This window comes from Staphylococcus sp. GDY8P54P (genome assembly GCF_017892645.1).
Lineage (GTDB): Bacteria > Bacillota > Bacilli > Staphylococcales > Staphylococcaceae > Staphylococcus > Staphylococcus ureilyticus.
Genome location: NZ_JAESLN010000010.1, coordinates 66,596 through 89,377, shown reverse-complemented (window position 1 = coordinate 89,377; position 22,782 = coordinate 66,596). Strand labels below are relative to the sequence as shown.

At 33.1% G+C, this 22,782-nt stretch carries 21 protein-coding genes, 1 pseudogene and 1 riboswitch; of the genes and pseudogenes, 14 read left to right on the top strand and 8 right to left on the bottom strand.

Features of this window, described 5'->3' with window-relative positions:
* Window positions 1-14 precede the first annotated feature (14 nt).
* From ahpC to KA883_RS06195, 3 genes are all read right to left on the bottom strand, one after another.
* Entirely contained in the window at window positions 15-584 is a 570-nt protein-coding gene (ahpC, locus tag KA883_RS06205) for an alkyl hydroperoxide reductase subunit C (protein WP_046207057.1), read from the bottom strand.
* Window positions 585-1,276: 692 nt separating this feature from the next.
* The gene (locus KA883_RS06200; RefSeq protein WP_046207056.1) at window positions 1,277-1,627 is read right to left on the bottom strand and encodes a helix-turn-helix domain-containing protein; all 351 of its coding nucleotides are present in this window, start codon (window positions 1,625-1,627) and stop codon (window positions 1,277-1,279) included.
* A 299-nt stretch (window positions 1,628-1,926) separates the two neighbouring features.
* Entirely contained in the window at window positions 1,927-3,918 is a 1,992-nt protein-coding gene (locus tag KA883_RS06195) for a catalase (RefSeq protein ID WP_046207055.1), read from the bottom strand.
* A 386-nt stretch (window positions 3,919-4,304) separates the two neighbouring features.
* Here KA883_RS06195 and nfsA point away from each other — a divergent pair, with 386 nt between their 5' ends.
* The 6 genes from nfsA to KA883_RS13580 all read left to right on the top strand — a co-directional run bounded on the left by nfsA (window position 4,305) and on the right by KA883_RS13580 (window position 9,145).
* Window positions 4,305-5,060, top strand: coding sequence for an oxygen-insensitive NADPH nitroreductase (gene nfsA, locus KA883_RS06190; RefSeq protein WP_210139911.1), 756 nt, complete (start codon window positions 4,305-4,307; stop codon window positions 5,058-5,060).
* 75 nt (window positions 5,061-5,135) lie between these two features.
* Window positions 5,136-5,702, top strand: coding sequence for a hypothetical protein (locus tag KA883_RS06185; RefSeq protein ID WP_046207545.1), 567 nt, complete (start codon window positions 5,136-5,138; stop codon window positions 5,700-5,702).
* 545 nt (window positions 5,703-6,247) lie between these two features.
* Complete coding sequence (locus KA883_RS06180; RefSeq protein ID WP_046207053.1) at window positions 6,248-7,282, top strand: PTS sugar transporter subunit IIC; 1,035 nt, start codon at window positions 6,248-6,250, stop codon at window positions 7,280-7,282.
* A gap of 12 nt (window positions 7,283-7,294) precedes the next feature.
* Window positions 7,295-7,972, top strand: coding sequence for an L-serine ammonia-lyase, iron-sulfur-dependent subunit beta (sdaAB, locus tag KA883_RS06175; RefSeq protein WP_046207052.1), 678 nt, complete (start codon window positions 7,295-7,297; stop codon window positions 7,970-7,972).
* Between the two features lie 12 nt (window positions 7,973-7,984).
* A complete protein-coding gene (sdaAA, locus tag KA883_RS06170; protein WP_046207051.1) occupies window positions 7,985-8,875 on the top strand; it encodes an L-serine ammonia-lyase, iron-sulfur-dependent, subunit alpha in 891 nt (296 codons plus the stop codon).
* Window positions 8,876-8,965: 90 nt separating this feature from the next.
* Complete coding sequence (locus KA883_RS13580; RefSeq protein ID WP_071562246.1) at window positions 8,966-9,145, top strand: hypothetical protein; 180 nt, start codon at window positions 8,966-8,968, stop codon at window positions 9,143-9,145.
* Window positions 9,146-9,275: 130 nt separating this feature from the next.
* Here KA883_RS13580 and KA883_RS06165 read toward each other — a convergent pair whose 3' ends face one another.
* The 4 genes from KA883_RS06165 to KA883_RS06150 form a co-directional block, all read right to left on the bottom strand.
* Window positions 9,276-10,658, bottom strand: a complete 1,383-nt coding sequence (locus KA883_RS06165) for an L-cystine transporter (protein WP_046207050.1) — start codon at window positions 10,656-10,658, stop codon at window positions 9,276-9,278.
* Between the two features lie 520 nt (window positions 10,659-11,178).
* The gene (locus KA883_RS06160) at window positions 11,179-12,207 is read right to left on the bottom strand and encodes a hypothetical protein (RefSeq protein WP_046207049.1); all 1,029 of its coding nucleotides are present in this window, start codon (window positions 12,205-12,207) and stop codon (window positions 11,179-11,181) included.
* A 121-nt stretch (window positions 12,208-12,328) separates the two neighbouring features.
* Window positions 12,329-12,994: a hypothetical protein gene (locus tag KA883_RS06155; protein WP_046207048.1), complete on the bottom strand. Its 666-nt coding sequence runs from the start codon at window positions 12,992-12,994 to the stop codon at window positions 12,329-12,331.
* Between the two features lie 258 nt (window positions 12,995-13,252).
* The gene (locus KA883_RS06150; RefSeq protein WP_046207047.1) at window positions 13,253-13,666 is read right to left on the bottom strand and encodes a general stress protein; all 414 of its coding nucleotides are present in this window, start codon (window positions 13,664-13,666) and stop codon (window positions 13,253-13,255) included.
* A 226-nt stretch (window positions 13,667-13,892) separates the two neighbouring features.
* Window positions 13,893-13,995: riboswitch (purine riboswitch) on the top strand.
* Between the two features lie 215 nt (window positions 13,996-14,210).
* On the opposite strand from KA883_RS06150, the gene xpt reads away from it, so the two are divergent.
* The 5 genes from xpt (at window position 14,211) to KA883_RS06125 (ending at window position 19,630) form a co-directional block, all read left to right on the top strand.
* Complete coding sequence (gene xpt / locus KA883_RS06145; protein WP_046207046.1) at window positions 14,211-14,792, top strand: xanthine phosphoribosyltransferase; 582 nt, start codon at window positions 14,211-14,213, stop codon at window positions 14,790-14,792.
* On the top strand, window positions 14,789-16,057 hold the full coding sequence (gene pbuX, locus KA883_RS06140; protein WP_046207045.1) for a xanthine permease PbuX: 1,269 nt from the start codon (window positions 14,789-14,791) through the stop codon (window positions 16,055-16,057). The genes xpt and pbuX overlap by 4 nt, the downstream gene beginning before the upstream one ends.
* A 37-nt stretch (window positions 16,058-16,094) precedes the next feature.
* Window positions 16,095-17,561, top strand: coding sequence for an IMP dehydrogenase (gene guaB, locus KA883_RS06135; RefSeq protein ID WP_046207044.1), 1,467 nt, complete (start codon window positions 16,095-16,097; stop codon window positions 17,559-17,561).
* 21 nt (window positions 17,562-17,582) lie between these two features.
* Window positions 17,583-19,124, top strand: coding sequence for a glutamine-hydrolyzing GMP synthase (gene guaA / locus KA883_RS06130; protein ID WP_019469906.1), 1,542 nt, complete (start codon window positions 17,583-17,585; stop codon window positions 19,122-19,124).
* 149 nt (window positions 19,125-19,273) lie between these two features.
* Window positions 19,274-19,630, top strand: coding sequence for a terminase small subunit (locus KA883_RS06125; protein ID WP_230622999.1), 357 nt, complete (start codon window positions 19,274-19,276; stop codon window positions 19,628-19,630).
* Window positions 19,631-19,749: 119 nt separating this feature from the next.
* Here the strand turns inward: KA883_RS06125 and KA883_RS06120 are convergent, their stop codons facing one another.
* A complete protein-coding gene (locus KA883_RS06120; RefSeq protein ID WP_046207043.1) occupies window positions 19,750-20,358 on the bottom strand; it encodes a stage II sporulation protein M in 609 nt (202 codons plus the stop codon).
* Between the two features lie 261 nt (window positions 20,359-20,619).
* On the opposite strand from KA883_RS06120, the gene KA883_RS06115 reads away from it, so the two are divergent.
* From KA883_RS06115 to KA883_RS06110, 3 genes and pseudogenes are all read left to right on the top strand, one after another.
* Window positions 20,620-21,162, top strand: coding sequence for a hypothetical protein (locus KA883_RS06115; protein ID WP_046207042.1), 543 nt, complete (start codon window positions 20,620-20,622; stop codon window positions 21,160-21,162).
* A gap of 640 nt (window positions 21,163-21,802) precedes the next feature.
* Window positions 21,803-21,996: pseudogene (locus KA883_RS13735) on the top strand (hypothetical protein).
* A 71-nt stretch (window positions 21,997-22,067) separates the two neighbouring features.
* Window positions 22,068-22,679, top strand: a complete 612-nt coding sequence (locus tag KA883_RS06110; RefSeq protein WP_052722061.1) for a stage II sporulation protein M — start codon at window positions 22,068-22,070, stop codon at window positions 22,677-22,679.
* The last annotated feature ends 103 nt before the right edge of the window (window positions 22,680-22,782 follow it).

The window sequence follows — 22,782 nt, the reverse complement described above, 5'->3', positions numbered from 1 at the left end:
AAATCAATGCCTCCTTAGATTTTACCTACTAAGTCAAGACCAGGTTGTAATGTTTCTGAACCTTCTTCCCATTTAGCTGGGCAAACTTCACCTGGGTGTTGACGTACATATTGTGCTGCTTTAATTTTGTGTACTAATGTACTTGCATCACGGCCAATACCGTCCGCATTAATTTCAGCTGCTTGAACAACACCATCAGGATCAACGATAAATGTACCACGTTGAGCTAGGCCAACCTCTTCATCTAATACGTCAAAATTACGAGTGATTGTTTGTGAAGGATCGCCAATCATTGTATATTGAATTTTATTAATTGCTTCAGAATGATCATGCCAAGCTTTGTGTACAAAGTGTGTATCCGTTGAAACTGAATATACGTTTACACCTAGTTCTTGTAATTTATCATACTGATTTTGTAAATCTTCTAATTCAGTAGGGCATACGAATGAGAAGTCTGCTGGGTAGAAGCAAACTACACTCCAAGAACCTTTTAAGTTTTCATCAGAAACTTCGAAAAACTCATCTTTCTTTGGATCATAAGCATTAGCTGTAAATGGTAAAATTTCCTTGTTGATTAAAGACATGTAAAACATCCTCCTATTTAATAACTTAGTGTTAATTTAAATATTATTAATCAGATTATCATAATTTCTTAATGATAATAATTCTAATCTTTCAATTACTATTATTGCATGTAGCTATTGTTTCGTCAACATTAGTACCTTTAAAGCACAATAGATTTAAATCGTGCTCGCTATTTGTGTTAGAAGACAATAAAACTAGTTAAGCTACATAAGAAAATGAAAGCATATACATTATTTGTATTTTCTTTCACACTATATAAATAGCCTTCCTATTCTCAACTAAACATAAGAATTGAGAAGGAAGGCATTGAAAGTTTGATATGATAGGATTATAAAAAATTATCACAAATTTGTGAACTTATTTACCGCTTTTGGAACTTGTAATGATAAGTAAATATTAAAGAAAGTAAATTGATTTATTGGAAAACATTAGCGCCGCATTTTGATATTTGCTAAATTGTTCCATGTTAACAATAGGTGTATATAAAATGATTGAATCACATAAAGAGATTATTTTAGGTTGTGGAATTTAGGAGAATTTAAAAAGTGAATTGTTTATGCTACTCAAAACTTAAGAATAGAAGCATAACAAATAATTTATTAGCTACATTTCTATTCCTAAGTTTTTAAAATAGCTTATGAGTTGTTCATTGAAAAAAGTGAAATAATCATATTAATAAACAATTTTACAGTCAAACAAACGACTGTACCATCCACCAAATAATAAACGCTACAGGGAAGAATAACCACCAAAAGTTAGATAGAAATTCCCAAACATTCATAGGACGATCTTTCTGATTAGAAACTGGTTGTTGATAGGTTTCAATAATTGTCTTTTTTAATGCTTTATCTCCTTTAATGAGTTCATCTAATGAGACGTCGAATAGGTCGCTCATTTTTATTAACATATCAATACTAGGATAGACTTTGTTCAGTTCCCATTTTGAAATACTTTGACGTGAAATATTTAATATTTCAGCAAGTTCGTCTTGCGACCAATTTTTGAGTTCGCGTTGTTCTTTGATACGTGGTCCAATTTCCATAGTTATCACTCCTTTTATTTGAAATTAACGGTATCACCATGTAATGTCACGCACTTAATCGTTTACTAGTGTGCAACTCGAGGTTGCAAACACCTATTTGAAGGTGTTTTTGAAATAAATATAGCATGAAATCAGATCAATTTGATGTAAATTGAATCTTTAAATGTTTAGTAAGTATTTACCCATATTCACATAAAAAAGACGAGATAGAAATTAAATTACAATGAAAAATTTCTATCTCGTCTGCTTGTATCATTAAATATATCGTTGTAGGGATATATTATTTTAATTTTATATGCTTATCTGTCCCAATATCTTGCGCGTTCAAATGCTTGAATAATCGTTTGAGCATCATCTGAAATATATACACCGGGTGCGTTCAAGTCTAGTTTTGCATTTGATAATTTTTCTGATGCGGCTTGATTAACAACTAGCGGTTTGTTGTGTTTGTATGTGAGTTCTGCAAATGCCTCTGCATCCGGTGATAATTCTGCACCATCTGAAATTACAAACACACTATCAAATAATGTAGGGTGTGCAGTATCATACGTTTCAGTTATGCCGAAATCTTTAGTGATATCTTTAGGTTGTTTGCCTACAAAAGCATAGTTGAGTTTGTTGTCGGCAAATGTTTTGGCATATGATTTTAATGTTTCCTCATTTATCTCACCGTTCACAAGTACTGCTATAGAATGTCCAGGTAATGGTATATCGAATTTTTCCATTGTTAACTTACTATCTTTGGCATCAGTTTGTACTTCTTCATTTTCTTCTGGCACTTCAACGCCTACGTTTGCTGCGACGCGCTCTGTCAATGCGCGATCAACTTTGTTTAGTTGATTCACTGCATTTTGTTTAACTATAGCTGATTTACATTTACCAATTTCAAATGAAAATCCATCTACGGTATGGTCGAATTCAGGCTTTGTTAAACTATTCAAATAAAGTTTAGCTTGGCTGTAATAATCTTTAAAGCTTTCACTACGTTTTTGTATTTTACGTCCTTCAACTTTTTCTTGATAATGTTCGTAGCCGCCTTCTTCTTTAGGTGTTGTGTGGGGATCGTTGTTGTTTAATGCATTGTTGTGATATGCCGTTTGTCCTTTATGGACATTCATTTGATGCATAGCATCTCTTTGGTTATTGTGTACTTCATTAACTGGTCGATTAATTGGTATTTGATTAAAGTTTGGTCCACCTAATCTTGATATTTGAGTATCCGTATATGAGAATAAACGTCCTTGTAATAGAGGATCGTTAGAGAAATCAATGCCAGGCACGATATGACCAGGATGGAACGCTGCTTGTTCCGTTTCATCAAAAACATTAGATACGTTTTGATTTAACGTCATTTTACCAACAATTTCAACTGGAACTTCATCTTCTGGCCATATTTTTGTTGGATCTAAAATATCAAAATCAAAATCAAATTCTTGTTCTGGTCGAATCACTTGAAGGCCTAATTCCCACTCAGGGTAGTCTCCTTTTTCAATTGATTCATATAAATCTTTGCGATGGAAGTCAATATCTTTACCGGATAAGATTTGTGCCTCATCCCATACTAATGATTCTAAACCGTGAACTGGCTTCCAATGAAATTTTACGAAATAGGATTGACCCTCACGATTAACTAAGCGGAAGGTATGGATGCCGAATCCTTCAATCTGTCTAAAGTTTTTAGGGATACCTCTGTCACTCATAGCCCAAACCGTTGTGTGCGTTGATTCTGGGTTTTGTGCGAAAAAGTCCCAGAATGTATCGTGAGCAGTCCCACCTTGAGGCATTTCATTGTGTGGTTCAGGTTTAACAGCGTGAATTAAATCTGGAAATTTAATAGCGTCCTGTATAAAGAAAACAGGTATATCGTTACCTACTAAATCAAAAATACCTTCATCTGTATAGAATTTTGTAGCAAAACCACGCACGTCTCTTACTGTATCTGGAGAACCTTTTGATCCCTGGACAGTTGAAAATCTGACAAACACTGGGGTAGTCTTTTCAGGATGTGTTAAAAAGTCTGCAGAAGTGTATTCAGATAAATCTTTGTAAACTTGAAATTCACCGTGAGCGCCAAAACCGCGAGCATGTACGATTCTTTCAGGAATTCGCTCGTGGTCAAAGTGCATAATTTTCTCTCTAAAATGGAAATCTTCTAATAAACTAGGACCACGTTCACCAACGGTTAATGTGTTTTCATCTTCACTTACTTTAACGCCATTATTCGTCGTCATTGCTTTATCGTCATTGTTTTTTTCTACATTTTTTAATTGTTCCTGTTTTTTGTTACTCAAATGAATTACCCCCTTGTTATTATTGTTCCACATTTATGTTTTGGAAAACATTTCAATTTTGAATATTATTATTTTTAAAACAGGAGATATTACAAAAGGAAAATATACTTGTGGTTATATAGCAATATATGAAAAAATTTAAGAAGTATTTTTGTGTCCATTTCTGACATATATAATGTGCCAAGATGATTTATTTAATTGAAGCACACAAGCATCACATTCGTGTTTTATTTTGTTTATATATTTTAGGAATATTCAACATTTAAATAGGATGATAACATTTAATAAGAGTAAAAAAAGGGTAAACAAATAACAAGCAATTCACTGTGAGCTTTGTTAACATCTAAATACTATAAACACATACACAAAAGAGGAGCGGATAATACATGTCTGATTATGTATACAACTTATTGAAAAAACACCATTCAGTCAGAAACTTTAAGCAAGAGCCTATTCCAGAGGAGCATATTAAAAAATTAATTGAAGCGGGTCAAAGCGCTTCAACGTCAAGCTATTTACAGGCTTATTCAATTATTGGTATAGATGATCCTGAAGTTAAAGAAGACTTGAAAGAAGTGTCAGGTCAACCTTATGTAGTAGAAAACGGTTATTTATTTGTCTTTGTTATGGATTATTACAGACATGCAATCGTTAATGAAAATACTAAAAAAGATATGGCAACATCATTTGAATCAGCAGAAGGTTTGTTGGTCGGTACGATAGATGCGACATTAGTTGCACAAAATATTGCTGCTGCAGCTGAGGACATGGGTTATGGCATGGTTTATTTAGGGTCATTGAGAAACGATGTTGAACGTGTGCGTGAAATTTTAGACTTACCTAAGCATACTTTCCCATTATTTGGTATGGCATTAGACTTACCAGCAGATGACGAAAATGGAGATCCTAAACCACGTTTACCACTTGAAAATATCTTCCATCACAATAAATATGACAGTGATAAAGAAACGCAACGTAAAACATTAGCAGATTACGATGAAACTGTAAGTAAATATTATGAATCCCGTACAAATGGTGAACGTACTGAAACGTGGTCAGAACAAATTTCTAATTTTATGAGTGCTAAGCAGAGACTAGATATGTTAGAACAATTGAATAAATCAGGTTTTATTAAAAAATAATTCACTGACAACTTCTGTTGCGTGTCACTTATGATGAAAAGGTCATATCATAGAAAGGGGTTGGTTATGTTGAGCATGTTTGACAAATTTTTTGGTAAGAAAACGCATGGAAATCATAAAGCTAAAGAGCAATATATTTATTCTTCTAGCAGTAAACTAACCCCTCAAGAAGCTCAAGCCTATTGGGTGAAATTGGCCCAAAAGTTAGTTGTTGGAGCTATTAATTCCGTTGATCACACAGCAGAACGTATATTTATTCTTATTTCATTTAACGAAAACGATTCTACGATAGATATATTCTTTCAAATGGATGGCCAGTTAAGAATGTGGAATGATTTAGATAATCAAACCCATAAAAGAACCATATCAAATAGTTTAATTTCACAAGCACCTAATCTCGTGAAGCATGTGAACTGCTTATATGATAGTGTTAATTTAACTCGGCTCGCATATTCACAGATTCAATATGAATTTGAAAGTAAGGCGTGGTATTTACATGATATTAGCGAAGATAGTGCTGAAGCGCATTTAGACAAAAATCCTGCATTTTTAAAATGGTTTGATGATGTTTCGAATACAATTGATAACATTCCGTTAGATAGTAAACAAAAAATTACTTGGGGTCCATTTAAACCAAGATAATAAATATTTAAAAGTGAGGATCAATTTTCTGTTAACAAAATAGAAGCAAAGACAGTCAGTGTTAAGGAAAACAATCAAAATGAAAAGTTTAAAATTAAATCGACTGTTTCATTAAATTTAACTGTCCATATGTTAAGTACTTGTAAAATAAATACTTTGGTCTAAAAAAGAACCGTCAATTTCTATTGCAATAATAATAGAAATTGACGGTTTTTGTTTTATGTCATTTAGGAGTTCGTTACACAATGATAGTGCTTAGTTACGATATTAGTACCAATTCAGTCATTTGTTCAAATTATTGCAGCTATTGAACGGTTATTTTAGTGAAAACTTATTATCTTTCTCAAATTCATTAACTTAATATAACAAACAATATAACAAATGTATTATTATATTATATAAAATTCATTATTTTGTGAATTTATTCACAAATATTTCATAAAAGTCTGTTTTTTGCCATTGTAAGTGTTTTCACAAAGTTTTATGATGTGGTTGGAAATAAAAAATGATAGATATCAATGAAAAATAGAAAGAGGTTTGAGGAAATGGATATTATTTTAGGTGTAGGAACGCTACTCATTGTATTGTTAGCTATGACGTTATTTTTAAATTTTGCACCTTATGGTAAGAAAGGGCTACAAGCATTGTCGGGTGCTGCCTGTGCAACATTCTTACCACAAGCATTTTTAAGTTATGCCATTGGTGGCGTCTTTGACATTAAGTTTTTGCAGGAAATTGGTGACTTAGCCGGTAGTTTAAGTGGTGTAGCAGTCGGTTTTCTTACTTGTTTAAAATTAGGTGTCTCGCCAGTTTTTGCTGTAATCGTTGGTTTAGTACTTCACGATTTTAAATTATTACCCGCTTTTTTAGCTGCTTATTTGGTTTCATTTGCTATTAAATTTTTAGAAAAAAAAGTCCCAGAGGGCTTAGATTTAATAACTGTAATTTTATTTGCTCCTGCTGTTTCTTTCCTTCTTGCAAGTATTATGAGCCCAGGTGTTATCGCTTTATTAAAACAAATTGGTAGTGCCGTGACAGCTGTTGGTGACAACAATCCTTATGTATTAGCAATTATTTTAGGTCTTATTATTCCTGTTACAGGTATGACACCACTTAGTTCCATGGTATTAACAAGCTTATTAGGACTAACTGGTTTGCCTATGGCGATTGGTGCACTGACATGTACAGGTAGCTCATTTGTCAATTTCATTATGTTTAAACAATTAAAAATAGGTAACGCTTCCAAAGCTTTCGCTGTTGCAGTTGAACCATTAACCCAAATAGATATTATTGCGAAGTATCCTTTGCAACTCTATGGTACTAATGCACTTATTGGTGTTGTAAACGCATGTATCGTCACATTTAGTGGATTAGTAATCAACGTGACAGGTATGGCGACGCCAATTGCCGGTGCTATTGTATTGTTTGGATTTAATGACCCGATTAAATCTGTGATTACGATTATTACGGTATCAATTACTAGTATTTTATTAAGTCTAGTTATAGGAAAAATGATTAATAAATTTAATATGACTAGCTTGAATTTCAATCTACCTAGAATGAAAAAACAGACCAATTAAGGAGAGAGAAGAATGGCAAGAAAACAAGATTATCAAAGTGCTTTTGATGTTATTGGTCCTATTATGATGGGCCCATCTAGTTCTCACACTGCAGGTGCAGTGAAAATAGGCAATGCTGCGCGAACAGTATTACAGTCTGAACCTCAAAAGATTGTGATTCATTATTATGAATCATTTGCCTCCACGCACAAGGGTCACGGAACAGATTTAGCAATTATTGGTGGGTCAATGGGTTTCAGCACATTTGATGAGCGAATTAAAGACGCTATCACATTTGCGGAAGCACAAAATATTGATATAGAAATTATAGAAGAAACAAGTGCTAGCTTGGGTGAACATCCGAACTGCGCATTAATTAAATTAGATGGTAATGGAAGACATGTAGAAATTAATGGTATTTCAATTGGTGGAGGTACAATTAAAATTAAAAGTATCCACGTGGATGGGCTTTGTATCCTCATGCATCATGCATTGCCTATTTTGGTTGTAGATGGAGAAGCTAATATTTCTTTAATTAACCATTTGATTAATGACTTGATTGAGTATGAAGTAGATATTAATGAAGAAATTAAAACAATTAATATTGACAAATGTTTATTGGCATTACATTTAAATAAAGCTTTAGATGTAGATAGTTTAAGTGAATTACGTGAGAAATATAAAGAATTAAATTTTTCATATATTTGTTAGAGGAGTGGCAATATGTATCATTCAATGCGAGAAATTATAGATTATGCAGTGGCACAGAACACAACATTTGCTGAAATGATGATTCATGAGGAGATGGAATTAAAAGGGATTTCAAGGGATGAAGTTCGTGCATTAATGAAACAAAATCTTGATGTTATGAGAGAAGCGTTAGAAAAGGGACTTTCTGGAGATGGTGTGAAAAGTGTAACAGGTTATACTGGACATGATGCAGTGAAACTAGATCGATATAATGAAGATTACCATGCTTTATCTGGACATGATATGGTAGAAGCTTTAAAAGGTGCAATATCGACAAATGAAGTGAATGCTGCGATGGGTATCATTTGTGCAACACCAACTGCTGGTTCATCAGGTACAATACCAGGCATATTATTCAAGTTAGAAAAAACACACGGTTTAACAGAAGCGCAGATGATTGACTTTTTATTTGCTGCAGCACTATGTGGCAAAATTATCGCAAACAATGCAAGTGTGGCAGGTGCTATTGGTGGATGTCAGGCAGAGGTGGGGTCAGCCTCAGCAATTGCAGCAGCTGCAGCAGTTGAGATATTTGGTGGAACACCTGAAGAAAGTGGTCATGCGATGGCATTAGCTATCAGTAATTTATTAGGGTTAGTTTGTGACCCTGTGGCAGGGTTAGTTGAAATACCTTGTGTTATGCGTAATGCTATTGGTTCAGGCAATGGTTTAATCTCAGCTGATTTAGCATTAGCTGGAATAAAAAGTAGAATTCCAGTAGACGAAGTGATAGAGGCGATGGATAGAGTAGGACGCAACTTGCCGGCATCGTTGAGAGAAACTGGACTGGGAGGTCTAGCTGGAACGCCAACTGGAGAAGCAATAAAGAAAAAAATATTTGGACAAACAAGTGTTGAATCTTAAAAAGTAAAGATATATCTATTGAAGGTATTGAAAAATTAAATTGAAAAAATGCATGTTTCCCACTAAACTAAATTAAAAGAGGTGGGAGACATGTTACTGAAGTTAGGGATTATTTTTATTGTGTTTGTTATAAATAGTATCGTGACGTATTACTTAACTACGAACGGTACATGGGTCAACCTATTGTTGAAATCATTATCGCTAAGTTTGATTATTGTCTTTATTTATAATTACGTAAAACTGATGATAACAATAAAACGACAAAAATAGTAATATGATTAAAATTGAATTGATAATATAGTAAAAGTATAGAAATGAAAAAAGGTTGGAACGACTAGCGTTCCAACCTTTAATTATATTTATAAAAATATCTGAAGTTCATAGTGATTGATGTCTTTTATTATGAACTTGTGATTTCCCCGTATTCTTTCGAATGATAAGTGTCAGTATCTAAGTTGTTTGTCAATTTAGCTGTACCTGTACCAGCAAGCATAGAGTCGTTAACGTTTAATGCAGTACGACCCATATCGATAAGTGGTTCTACTGAAATCAGTACACCCGCCAATGCAACAGGTAAATTTAATGTAGATAATACAATGATAGATGCGAATGTTGCGCCACCACCGACACCTGCTACACCAAATGAACTAATCACAACAATGCCTATGACAGATAAGATAAATTGTAAATTAACTTCGACACCAGCTGCCGGTGCTACCATGATTGCTAACATTGCTGGATAAATGCCGGCACAGCCGTTTTGACCAATAGAAAGACCAAATGAAGCTGAGAAGTTTGCAATACCATCTGGCACTCCTAAACGATTTTTTTGAGTTTGAACATTGAGTGGTAAAGCACCAGCACTTGAACGAGAAGTAAATGCAAATAGCAATACTTCAGACGTTTTCTTAACAAATGTAACAGGGTTCAGTCCCATACCAGTTACAATGAGTAAGTGAATGATATACATTACAATTAATGCCGCGTAAGATGCGATTACAAATTTTCCTAATGTCCATATTGCACCAAAATCACTTGTAGCGATTGTATTCGCCATGATAGCTAAAATACCGTATGGAGTTAGACGTAATACAAACGTTACAATTGCCATTACGATATTATAAACGGCATCGATACCACGTTTAAGTAAGTGACCACTTTCAGGTTGTTTACGCATTACACGTAAGAAGGCAAAGCCAACAAATGCAGCGAAGATCACTACAGCGATTGTTGATGTTGTACGCTGACCAGTGAAATCTAAGAATGGGTTACTTGGTAATAATTCTAAGATTTGTTGTGGTAGCGTGTTAGCTGTCATATCCTTAGCTTGACTTGCGATTTCACTACCTCTTGAGCTTTCGGCACTACCTAAATCAATCGTAGATGCGTCTAAGCCAAAGACAAGTGCTGAGATAATGCCGATAATTGCCGCAATTGCTACAGTCCCAATTAAGAAAATGAAGATATAGATGCCAATTTTAGCAAATTTTTCTCCAATATTAATTTTAGTAAATGCGGAAACGATTGAAATAAATATTAAAGGTATAACAATCATTTGTAAGAATGAAATATAGCCATCTCCAACTATACTAAACCAATCTGTGGTTTGTTTAGTGACCTTTGAATCCACACCGTAAATTAAATGAATAGCAATTCCAAAGACAATCCCGATGCCTAAAGCTGTAAAGACACGTTTAGGAAACGAAACATGTCTTCTTGCCATTACATATAATCCGATAAGGAAGGCCGCAAAAATAATGATGTTTAAAATTGTTAATAACATAAAAACAAGACCTACACTTTCTTTTATTTAATTTATTTTGTTAAATCCGATACGCATACTAAGGATAGTAGCAAAACGAATAATATTCAAGTCAATTACTCAAAAAAATTATAAAATTTATATGACTTTATTTTTGAAGCAGAATCGGAAGGGCTATAAATCTAGGTAGAATATGGTGTCAAGGCGTTTGTGGCTAAATCAGATAGAAATTCAATTAGGATGAAATTAAGGAAAATTTTTGATTTAGAAACTAAATAAGCCATTAAAAGAAGATAATGAAGTAAACACAATTTTTGATTTAGAAAAGCTGGTAGATATTTTAATACGAATTTCGATTCGAGTAATATTATAGTTTAAAGTGACCTTAGTAAAGTCAAAATAGCGCTGTAATTTTTGAATAATAGCTATATCACAAACTGTGAAATTTTATGCAAAACAAAAAACGTCAATTTCTATACGATTTCAATAGAAATTGACGTTTTTTAACCAAAGACTTTTTGGCTTTGGTATCATCTTTAACTTATAAATTAAAGAGGCGTGCGAAAAATCCTTTACGTTCTTCTTTGCGCTCTTCTTTAGCAAGTGGTGAAGCGTATGACGTTGTTTCTTGAGACGTGTTTGCTTGTTGTGCGTCTGACTCATTTGTAGTAGACGAAGCTGATGCGGTTTCTTTGTTATGATCTGTTTGTTGTTCAGCTTCAGACGTTTCTTTATGTGTATCTTGTTCAATTTGGTCATCTGTTTTATCGGCTGAATTTACTTCAGCAGCTTGCTTTTTAGTTTCTGAATTTGCTGATTGTGTCGAAGGTTGTTCGCTAATTTGTGTGATTTCTTCATCGGCAGTTTGTGTTGATACATTTTCAGAAACTGTATTTGTATGAGCATCTGCTGTGTCAGTCGCTTTTTCAGGTGTTGCTTTCGTATTTGCTTGCTCAGTTGTATTTTCAGTGAATGCATTCGCTTCATTATTAATTGAACTTTGATTTGTATGCACGCGTTCAGATTCGACATTAGACTTCACAAGTTCTGTTTGTTCTTTTTGGGAATCCTGAATGACACTTTGTGTAGATTTAATTTCATCTGTAGATGATTGAATTGCTTTCAGTGATTCTGTATTTTCTTCTAGTTTAGATGTAATTTGATCTTGCATTTTATGCAATTCTTGCTGTTGTTGGTGCACTTGATTAATCATTTGTCCGAGCATTTGGCGTTCGTCACGCATATTTTGAATTTCGGTACGTAAATCTTCTACGAGTAAAGACACATTTTGATCTGAAGGTAGGTTGTTGTCATCCTCTTTGACTAATACCTGTAGAAAATCTTTTTCCTTTTCAAGTTCTTCGAAGGCTAAATCATAGCTATTTGTCTGCTTCACTTTTTCAGCAATATCTTGGAAGAGTTCAATATCCTCTTCTTGGAAATCTGTGGCTTCGCGGCCACGGTATTCGGTTTTACTAAGTTGATAACCGCGTTCTTCTAAATGTTGAACGATTTTACGGACTTGCTTTTCACTTAGTTCAACACGTTGTGCAAATTCTTTAGTTAACATAGAAATGAGTCCTTTCATAAGTGATTTTATGTATACGGACGTTTGTCTTCGGTTAGTGAAACGTCAGTCTTACCTCTATGTTAGTCTAAACTGTTTTAACAGTGATTTCAAGTGGTGTACACTATGATTTACGTAAATCCATTTCTTCTAATAATGGGTAAATAATACTTCTAGAAATTCTGTTCGCAAATACATACTTTAATATATAGTTTGATTTAATACTTGGCCCATATATGTCTTTTGTCAGTTCTATATTAGATTTGATAAACAAATCTTTAGGTAATCCTTCTGAATATCCGTCTAAATTTGGGGCTAGATAATCTAAATCATATTGTCTTTCAAAACCATGGCTAAATAAAAACTCGCGTCTGTTACTGAGCACTTGTTGCTCATCTTCTGAAACAAGTTCTGGTTCTTTAGGTACTTCTAGCATAATAAAGTTTACATCGTGTTCATGTAATTGATTGGATAAATAATTAATTTCCTTTTCTATACGTGCCAAAGTATTTGTAATTAATTCATCGTGGTCCGATTGATCATTTGCAATCAGATAGATTAAAAATGCAGAATTTGTTGTCGCTTCATAATGTGCAGTTGCTAAGCTAACAACTTTATCTGACTGTAAGCCTACTAAAAAGATATAATCATCTTTGGTATGTTCATTTTTTAAAGATTGTTTAAATATTTGTTCATCTTCAGATAAATCAATGTCGAATTGTCCATCATATAGTTTTAATGCTGCTTTAAATAATGGATCATCAATTGATTTGATAGTCTTAAAATCCATGAATAGATGCCCTCCAATAATAATGCGTTTATTATAACATAGTAAATAAATGGAAATCAGTGGAAATAATTTTTAAAAATATTCTATGGGTCATTTATAAAAGGAATAAAATAGGAGCGAGACAGAAACCACAAAATACAAAGTGATTTCCTGCGTTCGCTCCTTATAAAGGTAGTCTATAATGTTAAGTAGCTATGTTAAAGTATTTTGTGATCTTATTAAAATAATAGTATAAATCACACTTTACTTGAGCGTAGATTAGGATTTTGGTCCATCTGTTTCTTCTGCGTAATGCTTATCTTTAATAGCACTACTTGTATATGCAGCATTTGCTTCTTGTACTTCTTCATGAGAAGAGTTATCTTTAGTTGCAATCACGAGATAGTTATTATCAAGGATCTCTTTTTTATAACGCTCTTTATCATCATCGCTAATATCATAATAAGCTAAAACAGTTTCTTCACCGTCTTCGCCAGTTAAAATTTTAGCCATTTTGTCACTGAATGAGCCACTCGTTGCTGTTAGGTTTACTTCAGAATCATGTAATTCGTCAAAATGAAGTTTTGTCTTACTAATTACTGAAATTTCAGATTCAACATATCCTTCTGACAATTTTTGCTGGATAGTTGGTAGTATTTCGTCTTTACTTTGTACGATTGTAAAATCAGCCATTAACTGTCCCTCCGTCCACTTTTCTATTGTTTATCTAATACTTTCCCTATTAACTACTAGGTAAAACGAATATATATTTATTATATAATGAAGTGGCGTATCTGACAATCTTGTTTTAAAAGTAAAGAAAGCGGTTACTAACATAATTGATTATTAATAAATCTCCTTCTTTAAAGCGCTTACTTATAATATTCGTGTTGAAAATCATGCCGAAATTTGCTATCATCAGTTAATAATTTATCTAACTCATATAATCTAGAGAATATGGCTCTAGAAGTTTCTACCATGTTGCCATTAACGACATGACTATGGGTAACCAATACAATACAAAGCATTCAACTTCAATCGTTTTAAAGTTTGATTTGGGAAATGAAGTGATTAATATATTCTTCTAAAACAATTGTCGTGTTTTCAATTTCTACATAATTAGGGAAATGAATGTTGAAGGCTATCAGTTCTTTATAGTATTGCACGTTCACTCATAGATCCTGAAACTAAGTTAGTTTAGGATTTTTTTTGTATAAAAAATGAGGAGGTTTTTTGAGTGGATTTGTTAAAACGGAAAGTTGAGGCAGACGGTGTCGTCATTGATGAGAAGATTTTGAAGGTAGATGGGTTTTTAAATCATCAAATAGACGCAAAGCTGATGCACGACGTAGGACTAACGTTTTATAATCAATTTAAAAATGAAGGGATTACTAAAGTATTAACGATTGAAGCATCTGGTATTGCACCAGCAATCATGGCAGCAATGCATTTTGATGTACCATGCTTATTTGCTAAAAAGGCAAAGCCTAGCACGTTAACGAAAAATACATATCAAGCTGATATCCATTCATTCACTAAAAATACGACGAGTACTGTAGTGGTTTCAGATGAATTTTTAGACGAAAATGATCGCGTATTAATTGTTGATGATTTTTTAGCTAATGGTGATGCATCATTAGGCTTAAATGAAATTGTTCAACAAGCCAATGCTGAAACTGTTGGCGTAGGCATTGTAGTTGAAAAGAGCTTCCAACCAGGCAGAGAACGTTTAGAAACAGCAGGGTTGAAAGTATCGTCTTTATGTAAAGTTGCTTCTCTAAGTGGAAATAAAGTGACATTTGTTGAGGAACAATCATGAAGACATTTATCTTAAGTTTACAACATCTATTGGCGATGTATGCAGGCGCCATACTCGTACCAATTATTGTAGGGACAAGCTTAGATTTTACTCCAGAACAAATTGCCTTCTTAGTCACTGTTGATATTTTTATGTGTGGTGTAGCCACATTTTTACAAGTTTGGAAAGGCACAGGCACCGGATTGCCTATCGTCTTAGGTTGTACATTTACTGCCGTTGCGCCGATGATTTTAATCGGGCAAACCAAAGGCATAGGTGATTTATATGGTTCCCTTTTCTTATCAGGTATATTGGTTGTCATCATTGCTCCATTCTTTTCATATTTAGTTAAATTCTTTCCACCAGTTGTAACAGGTAGTGTCGTTACAATTATAGGTATCAATTTGATGCCAGTAGCGATGAATTATTTAGCAGGTGGAGAAGGTGCTAAAAATTTTGGTGATGCCAAAAACATCTTACTTGGTGTAATTACATTAATAGTCATATTAATTGTGCAACGTTTTACAACAGGTTTCTTAAAATCTATTGCCATCTTGATTGGCTTAATTGTAGGTACAGTATTAGCGTCAATATTTGGCATTGTTGATGTGAAACAAGTTGGTGAAGCACATTGGTTTTCGTTACCACAACCATTTAGATTTTCAACATTCAGCTTTGATTTTGGCGCAACTTTAGTATTCTTTATTGTTGCGTTAGTCAGTCTGATAGAATCAACAGGTGTTTACCATGCATTAAGTGAAATTACAGGTAAGAAATTGGAAAGAAAAGATTTTCGTAAAGGTTATACAGCTGAAGGTATTGCGATTATCTTAGGATCTATTTTTAATGCATTCCCGTATACTGCTTATTCTCAAAATGTAGGCTTAGTATCATTATCTGGTGCTAAAAAGAACAAAGTTATCTATGGCATGGTTATCTTGCTCATTATTTGTGGTTGTATCCCTAAATTAGGTGCTTTAGCAAATATGATTCCACTACCAGTATTAGGTGGCGCAATGATAGCAATGTTTGGCATGGTTATGGCATATGGTGTTAGTATATTAGGTAATATTAATTTCAAAAATCAAAATAATTTATTGGTAATCGCGGTATCAGTTGGACTAGGAACGGGTATAAGTGCAGTACCACAAGCGTTTCAAGCTTTAGGAGACCAATTCGCATGGTTAACTCAAAATGGTATTGTACTCGGTGCGATTTCAGCAATTGTTTTGAATTTCTTTTTTAACGGCATTAAGAATCAACAAAACATAGAAACTATGGAATAATGGAGCTATAAAACAAATATTAGGAGGCTGTATTCATATGTGGGAAAATAAGTTTGAAAAAGAATCTTTAACTTTTGATGATGTGTTATTGTTACCAGCAGAATCAGATGTATTGCCGAAAGAAGTAGACTTGAGCGTTCAATTATCAGAAGGTATTAAATTAAATATCCCTGTTATTTCAGCAGGTATGGATACTGTAACTGAATCTAAAATGGCAATCTCAATGGCTAGACAAGGTGGCCTAGGTGTCATTCATAAAAATATGAATATTGAAGATCAAGCAGATGAAGTTCAAAAAGTTAAACGCTCAGAAAATGGTGTTATTTCAAACCCATTCTTCTTAACGCCAGAAGAAAGTGTATATGAAGCAGAGGCATTAATGGGCAAATATCGTATTTCAGGTGTACCTATTGTTAACAATGAAGAAGACAGAACATTAGTCGGTATTTTAACAAACCGTGATTTACGTTTTATTGAAGATTTCTCTATTAAGATTTCAGATGTTATGACTAAAGAAAACTTAATTACAGCACCTGTAGGCACTACTTTAGATGAAGCTGAAGAACTATTACAGCAACATAAAATAGAAAAATTACCGTTAGTTAAAGATGGTAAATTAGAAGGTTTAATCACAATCAAAGACATTGAAAAAGTACTTGAATTCCCAAATTCTGCTAAAGACAAACTTGGCAGATTGCTAGTTGGTGCAGCGATTGGTATTGCAAAAGATACAGATATTCGCGCTGAAAAATTAGTTGAAGCGGGTGTAGATGCCTTAGTTATTGATACAGCTCATGGACATTCTAAAGGTGTTTTAGAACAGGTTAAACACATTAAAGAAAAATTCCCACAAGTGACATTAGTTGCCGGAAACGTTGCGACTGCTGCAGGTACTAAAGCTTTATACGAAGCTGGTGCAGATGTTGTCAAAGTAGGTATTGGACCTGGCTCAATTTGTACGACTCGTGTTGTTGCTGGTGTAGGTGTGCCACAAATTACAGCCGTGTATGACTGTGCAACAGAAGCACGTAAACATGGAAAAGCTATTATTGCTGATGGTGGTATTAAATTCTCAGGAGACATCATCAAAGCATTGGCAGCTGGTGGACACGCTGTGATGTTAGGAAGCTTACTTGCAGGTACTGAAGAAAGCCCTGGCGCAACAGAAGTATTCCAAGGTAGACAATATAAAGTATATAGAGGTATGGGTTCATTAGGCGCAATGGAAAGTGGTTCTAACGATCGTTACTTCCAAGAAGATAAAGCCCCTAAAAAATTCGTGCCTGAAGGTATTGAAGGTCGTATTGCTTATAAAGGTCCATTACAAGATACGATTTACCAACTTATGGGCGGTGTGAGATCAGGTATGGGTTACACTGGTTCAAGAAACTTAGAAGCATTAAGAGAAGAAGCACAATTCACACGTATGGGACCTGCTGGATTAGCAGAAAGTCACCCACATGATGTGCAAATTACTAAAGAATCACCAAATTATTCATTCTAAGTTAAAAGGAGATTTAAAGTTATGGAAATGGCGAAAGAGCAAGAGCTCATACTTGTTTTAGATTTTGGTAGCCAATATAACCAATTAATTACACGTCGTATACGTGAAATGGGTGTGTATAGTGAACTGCACGACCATGAAATCAGCATTGAAGAAATTAAACGCATGAATCCGAAAGGGATTATCCTTTCAGGAGGACCAAATTCAGTATATGAAGAGAACTCTTTTACGATTGACCCAGAAATTTACAATTTAGGTATTCCTATTCTAGGTATTTGTTATGGCATGCAATTAACAACTAAATTGTTAGGTGGCAAAGTTGAACGTGCCAATGAAAGAGAATACGGTAAAGCAGTGATTAATGCGAAAACGGATGAATTATTCTTCGGACTTCCTGAAGAACAAAATGTTTGGATGAGTCATTCAGATAAAGTGATCGAAATCCCAGAAGGTTTTGAAGTGATTGCAGATAGTCCAAGCACAAACTATGCAGCAATTGAAGATAAATCACGCCGTATCTATGGTGTTCAATTCCATCCTGAAGTACGTCATACTGAATTTGGTAACGATTTATTACGTAACTTCGTACGTCGTGTGTGTGAATGTACTGGTGAATGGTCAATGGAAAACTTTATTGATATTGAAGTTGAAAAAATCCGCGAACTTGTTGGTGATCGCAAGGTGCTATGTGCAATGAGTGGTGGTGTAGACTCATCTGTTGTTGCTGTATTACTACACAAAGCGATTGGTGACCAATTAACATGTATTTTCGTAGACCATGGTTTATTACGTAAAGGTGAAGGCGACATGGTCATGGAACAATTTGGTGAGGGCTTCAACATGAACATCATTCGTGTCGATGCTCAAGAACGTTTTATGAACAAATTGCAAGGTGTGTCAGATCCGGAACAAAAACGTAAAATCATTGGTAATGAATTCGTTTATGTCTTTGATGATGAAGCATCTAAGCTAAAAGGTGTAGATTTCTTAGCGCAAGGTACATTGTATACAGACGTTATTGAATCAGGTACAAAAACAGCACAAACGATTAAATCACATCATAATGTAGGCGGATTGCCTGAAGATATGGAATTCCAATTAATTGAACCTATTAATACATTATTCAAAGATGAGGTACGTGAATTAGGTATCGAATTAGGTATTCCAGAACACTTAGTATGGAGACAGCCTTTCCCAGGTCCAGGTTTAGGTATTCGTGTGCTGGGTGAAATTACAGAAGATAAACTTGAAATCGTACGCGAATCAGATGCGATTTTAAGACAAGTCATTCGTGAAGAAGGTCTTGAACGCGATATATGGCAATACTTCACAGTGTTACCTGGTATTCAATCTGTAGGTGTCATGGGAGACTACCGGACGTATGATCATACTGTTGGTATTCGCGCAGTGACATCCATTGATGGTATGACAAGTGACTTTGCGCGTATTGATTGGGAAGTCTTACAAAAAATTTCAAGCAGAATCGTTAATGAAGTAGACCACGTGAACCGTGTTGTCTATGATATTACATCTAAGCCCCCAAGTACCATCGAGTGGGAATAACAGAATAGAATGATGAAACCCCTTAAGCATAGGCTTGAGGGGTTTTTTGTGATTTAGGAATTGCGGGGAGTGAATAGAAGCGTAGTTTATGTATACTTATCTAAAAACTGTAATACAATTATCATCAAAGGAATGATTCAGGTAGCAAAGTGCTCATAAACAACGTTATAACCTATTTAAGAAACTATATCTATGAAGATAAAAATAAGGTTATTGATGATAAAGTGCTTTCTGCGAATGAGATACTACATCTACTATCTAATGCAGCCGTTGGGGAAGAAAAAGAAATGAAAGAGGTAGTCACTAAACGTGGCGAATACGTTAAGAACCCAGATACAGGCAAGTACAATATCATTTACAACGAAAGTGTTGAGATGGTTGAAGTACCTATTAAGATAAGTGACCGATTAAAAGCGCGTGATCTACTTGGCAAATACAATACACTTTTTACAGATAAGCATGAACTAATAGGAGGTACACCAGTAATCATTAATATTGGTGAGTAGGATGACTGAAGTAGAAGAGAAAATGGATAAGAAGTACCCCAATAGAACTAAAATTATAGATGATATTCCTTTGGAAGATTAGAAATAAGCCCATTATCAATGATAGTGGGCTTGTTATTTTAAGTGAGTAAATCAAGTATTAATTTTGATAAATAGTTTTCGACGAATGCTGCTACTATAAATAAAGGTAAAGCAATAAAAATGTAAATTTTTATTAAATTAGTTATTGCTAGTTTGATAGAAAAATTCTGTTTCTTGTTTTTTCTTAAAAGATTGCAAATCTTTCTGATAATAGATTGATTTAATTTAAATAGGCTACTAGCAACAAAGCAAAATGCTAATATTTCTATCAAGAAGTGAGGGATTGTAGATATGGTTAGCATAATTCCTTTATAATTATCAAAGTTAACTGCAAATCCTAAAGCTATAGCAGGAGAAATTGTTGTACTGATTATATTTAAATAATATAAAAAAGGAATTGGAATGATAGCTAGTATCAGCATTTGAAAAGGAACTCTAAAGCCATTGTTTAATATATATTCCCAAACTTTTTGTAAACCTTCTGCATTGGCCACATTTTTAGGTATACCATTAAATATGTTTTTAATGGTTTCAGTAGAAGGACTAAATATAATAGCCAGAATAAAAGTGATGATAAAAATCAATAATGTTATAGCTAAAAAGCTTAATGTTCTTTTGATATAAGTAGCATCATAAATTTTAAGCATGTTTCCTCCATTAATAAAGATTGTTTATATAACTAATATCACACTATCAAATATTTATTGATATTAATAGGTTATTTAAATAAATGTAGTTCTCTAAAATGTACACACTACTATAAGTTCTGTTAGGTGGTTTTGTTATAATTACATTTATTTAGAAATAAAATTTATACATTTAGGCAATATAAGTTTTTGAAAAATATGTTATTATATTTTTGAGTTATCCTCAATATTATTAAAAAAGAAAAGTATGAGGAGGAAGCTATGTTAAGTGGATTGTACGATGTTCTAGGCTTTTTTATTGACCTTTTTATGGGAAAGTATTCCCAATTTTATTTAATAGTATTTATATTAATAATTGTGTTAGCTGCTATAATAGATTTGTTTTTATCGATTGGTTCTAAGAAATCAGAAAATAAATTATTATTATTCATTAAGAGTTTAGGTATTCATTTCGTTGGTATTATAGTCTTTTGCGGTATTCTGTTATTCATAAATAGGATGTTAACTTTTATACCATTCTTTCATATTAACTCCCAATCAGAAGAGTTAATGGGTTTAACTGGTATTACATTATATTTATCATTACTTTTTGTATTGTTTGTAGGACTATTTTTCATGAAAATGAGAGGGCATAAATTATTTCATGTTGTAATACAGTTTTTTATTGCTATAGCTATTTTTTACATAGGGACTTTATTATTAAATTTCTCAGTACCATTTAACATACCAATTATACTAGCAGATATTGCTATAGTTGTTTTAATTGGGAATGTACTATTGGAATATATAGAAAAGGTGGATTAGTTATGTGGATAGCAATATTCGGTATGTGGTTTTGTATAGGTATGGCATTCTTAGCTATTTATTTAAATAAGGAGAAATAAATATGTCTGCACCTTATGTAGTAATGTTACTACTCACTATAATTGCAGTTACAATGATGATTATTATATGTATGATTTTGGATAAATCCATGATATATATGTTTATAATACTATTCATTCACTCAACACTTTTATTTATCATTCGCTATTTCTGGCAAAATAAAGAATTAGGGGAAGCTTTTACAAGATCATTTGACCTCGTTACGATAACTATCGTAGTTATCTTTACTATTTTGAAAATCAATAAGACTAAATCAAATGAGTAGTATTAAGATACTGTAAATATTATTGTACTATTTAATTGCGTATAATATAATTGTGCATGAAGTTCCTCCAGAACTTTATCCCTTAGGGTTCCTTCGGGGACGCTTCACAAATTAAAATATCACCTTCTTATTTATAATTGTGTTATTTTATGAAATCACTCTAACTATTTTTATAGTTAATTCAAAACTGCTCGGGCAGGCACTTATGTGCTCGCCCTATTTTTATGTGTTAATATCAAATATTATACAATCAGTAATAAATTGATTTTAATATCACAAAGGAGTGTTATTGATTTGAAAAGGAAGGGTGAACTAGATCAAGGATTTATTATGCCAACTATGTTAAATGTATTTTCTTACTCGGACTTATTTTCATCTCACAATTAGAAAATTTATTTATATTAATACCTTATGTTCTTGTAATGGGAGTAAATGTAGTTTATTTAGTTGTTAAGTCTATGAAATTTAGAAATGACCGAAGATTATAAAAGGTTTGTTTTATTAATAGTATGTTAGTATACGGTTTGTTATGAACTACATAAAATATAAGGAGAAGATTATGTTATCCATTGAAAAAAGTTTTATGAAAAGGGCTAATAAATTTTTCATATTTACTGTAGGTATAACTGTAGCAATTATTTTCATATTTTACATTCTTGGCTTGATGATAGATGATTTTAGCGATTTTTCAAAAGCTAGTATAAATGACGAGCACAAATTTAAACTAGTAGGTTTATTTACATATTTTTTTAATAATGGGTTCATTTTACCTTTCATAATGCTGATACTTGCTATTATACCAATACCATTTTTATATTATTTGAATATGCTATCAACTGTTTTTTCATTAGGTATGTTAATTGGCATACACTTTGCATATAATTTCACGGATGGAATAAGGCTGTTTCTTGGATTTTTGCCGCATCTATTAATTGAAATTTATAGTTCAAGCTTAATGCTTTCAATACTTTATGTTATTAACAAAGTTATTATTAGTAAGTTAATGAATTTATTCAGAAAAAAACCTACTAAAATGAAACCAATTTACATAATATTAATTGACAGTATTAAAAGCTATATTCTTTATTATTTACCAATTGTATTACTAGCAGCAATAATGGAAACTTATGTTTCACCTCTTTGGTATGGTTTTTTATTATCATTATTTTAATATTTAACCCGTTACCTTTGATTTGAGGAGTGGACATGCAATGGGCAAACACTTATCTGCTCACCCTATTTTTGTTATATTTATATTAGAATTTAGATTAATT

Coding starts and splice junctions, on each gene's coding strand:
- ahpC (WP_046207057.1), bottom strand. CDS start 584: ATGTCTTTAATCAACAAGGAAATTTTACCATTTACAGCTAATGCTTAT.
- KA883_RS06200 (WP_046207056.1), bottom strand. CDS start 1,627: ATGGAAATTGGACCACGTATCAAAGAACAACGCGAACTCAAAAATTGG.
- KA883_RS06185 (WP_046207545.1), top strand. CDS start 5,136: ATGTTTGACAAATTTTTTGGTAAGAAAACGCATGGAAATCATAAAGCT.
- KA883_RS06110 (WP_052722061.1), top strand. CDS start 22,068: ATGTTATCCATTGAAAAAAGTTTTATGAAAAGGGCTAATAAATTTTTC.
- KA883_RS06180 (WP_046207053.1), top strand. CDS start 6,248: ATGGATATTATTTTAGGTGTAGGAACGCTACTCATTGTATTGTTAGCT.
- pbuX (WP_046207045.1), top strand. CDS start 14,789: ATGAAGACATTTATCTTAAGTTTACAACATCTATTGGCGATGTATGCA.
- KA883_RS06150 (WP_046207047.1), bottom strand. CDS start 13,666: ATGGCTGATTTTACAATCGTACAAAGTAAAGACGAAATACTACCAACT.
- KA883_RS06155 (WP_046207048.1), bottom strand. CDS start 12,994: ATGGATTTTAAGACTATCAAATCAATTGATGATCCATTATTTAAAGCA.
- KA883_RS06115 (WP_046207042.1), top strand. CDS start 20,620: ATGTTAAGTGGATTGTACGATGTTCTAGGCTTTTTTATTGACCTTTTT.
- guaB (WP_046207044.1), top strand. CDS start 16,095: ATGTGGGAAAATAAGTTTGAAAAAGAATCTTTAACTTTTGATGATGTG.
- guaA (WP_019469906.1), top strand. CDS start 17,583: ATGGAAATGGCGAAAGAGCAAGAGCTCATACTTGTTTTAGATTTTGGT.
- KA883_RS06165 (WP_046207050.1), bottom strand. CDS start 10,658: ATGTTATTAACAATTTTAAACATCATTATTTTTGCGGCCTTCCTTATC.
- sdaAA (WP_046207051.1), top strand. CDS start 7,985: ATGTATCATTCAATGCGAGAAATTATAGATTATGCAGTGGCACAGAAC.
- nfsA (WP_210139911.1), top strand. CDS start 4,305: ATGTCTGATTATGTATACAACTTATTGAAAAAACACCATTCAGTCAGA.
- sdaAB (WP_046207052.1), top strand. CDS start 7,295: ATGGCAAGAAAACAAGATTATCAAAGTGCTTTTGATGTTATTGGTCCT.
- KA883_RS13580 (WP_071562246.1), top strand. CDS start 8,966: ATGTTACTGAAGTTAGGGATTATTTTTATTGTGTTTGTTATAAATAGT.
- KA883_RS06160 (WP_046207049.1), bottom strand. CDS start 12,207: ATGTTAACTAAAGAATTTGCACAACGTGTTGAACTAAGTGAAAAGCAA.
- KA883_RS06120 (WP_046207043.1), bottom strand. CDS start 20,358: ATGCTTAAAATTTATGATGCTACTTATATCAAAAGAACATTAAGCTTT.